Annotated in this window: 1 protein-coding gene and 3 pseudogenes; 2 read left to right on the top strand and 2 right to left on the bottom strand. The window is 46.6% G+C overall.

What is annotated here, in order from left to right; genetic code table 11:
- Positions 1-87 (top strand): annotated as a pseudogene (locus ACRC27_RS14400) (IS6 family transposase); the annotation flags it as partial.
- A 93-nt stretch (positions 88-180) separates the two neighbouring features.
- Here ACRC27_RS14400 and ACRC27_RS14395 read toward each other — a convergent pair.
- Together ACRC27_RS14395 and ACRC27_RS14390 are read right to left on the bottom strand one after the other, a co-directional pair.
- Positions 181-825 carry a quinolone resistance pentapeptide repeat protein QnrB19 gene (locus ACRC27_RS14395; protein WP_012954666.1) on the bottom strand — a complete coding sequence of 215 codons (645 nt, stop codon included), beginning with the start codon at positions 823-825 and terminating at the stop codon, positions 181-183.
- A gap of 93 nt (positions 826-918) precedes the next feature.
- Positions 919-1,071: pseudogene (locus ACRC27_RS14390) on the bottom strand (helix-turn-helix domain-containing protein); the annotation flags it as partial.
- A gap of 91 nt (positions 1,072-1,162) precedes the next feature.
- Here ACRC27_RS14390 and ACRC27_RS14385 point away from each other — a divergent pair.
- A pseudogene (locus ACRC27_RS14385) lies at positions 1,163-1,238 on the top strand (IS6 family transposase); the annotation flags it as partial.

The raw sequence follows: 1,238 nt of genomic DNA, 5'->3' as shown, positions 1-1,238 counted from the left end.
GCACTACGCAAAGGCCAGGCCTCAGCATTTTATTATGGTGATCCCCTGGGCGAAATGCGCCTGGTAAGCAGAGTTTTTGAAATGTAAGGCCTTTGAATAAGACAAAAGGCTGCCTCATCGCTAACTTTGCAACAGTGCCAAAGTAAATCGTCAAACGCATCTCCCGGTGTAAACGCTGAACTAACCAATCACAGCGATGCCAAGCCGCTCCATGAGCAACGATGCCTGGTAGCTGTCTAACTTAACGCCTTGTAAATCAACACCCCGAATATCTAAGTCACCTAACTCCGAATTGGTCAGATCGCAATGTGTGAAGTTTGCTGCTCGCCAGTCGAAAGTCGAAAACTCGCCGCCGGAGAGATCTGAACCACTGAACGTCGCACCCAGTACCTGAGTCCCCATCCAGCGGTTTTCCCACAGCTCACACTTTTCCAACACGACTTTCGAAAAATTGGCGTAGCTTAGATTAGTATTAGTGATATATGCGCTGCAAAACCAGGTGCGCGTGGTGATCATATTCATAAAGCTTGCACCGCGGAAATCTGCGCCTTGTGCGCGGCAGTGGCGAATTTCAATGCCCAAGGCACTGACGTTGCGGAAATCTGCCATTGATAAATCACAGCTTTTGAAAATGGCATCTTTCAGCATTGCGCGACTAAAATTGCACCCTTTCTGACTTTCGCGATCATAGAACTGGCAGCCGATAAATTCAGTGCCGCTCAGGTCGGCACCTGAAAAATCGCAGTTAAAAAATGTACTATTTTCAACTTTCTCACCGGTGAAGCGATTTCTGTCAATTTTTTCGCCAACTAATGCCAGAGTCATATCTATGCCTGTGTTTTTATACAGTAATGACGCCATGGTAAACCTTATGACGTTATGCGTCAAACCCGCCAGTATGACACCTGCAAATGCGTATTAGATCTGGTGTTTCTTCAGCAAGGCACGTAGCTGATGATAAGTCAGACCCAGTAATTCAGCGGCTTTTTTCTGGTTAAATTTAGCCTGCTGTAAGCTGGTTTGTAGAAAGTCTTTCTCTTGCTGCTGCTGGAATTCACGCAGATCCAGCGTTTTTATCTTGTGCAATGTAACATCAGAGGGCACTGTTGCAAATAGTCGGTGGTGATAAACTTATCATCCCCTTTTGCTGATGGAGCTGCACATGAACCCATTCAAAGGCCGGCATTTTCAGCGTGACATCATTCTGTGGGCCGTACGCTGGTACTGCAAATACGGCA

Source organism: Plesiomonas sp. (assembly GCF_051650925.1).
In the GTDB taxonomy this organism is placed as follows: domain Bacteria; phylum Pseudomonadota; class Gammaproteobacteria; order Enterobacterales; family CAMTGL01; genus Plesiomonas.
Note: the sequence above shows the minus strand (reverse complement) of the source record. Positions and strands in the feature narration are given on the sequence as shown.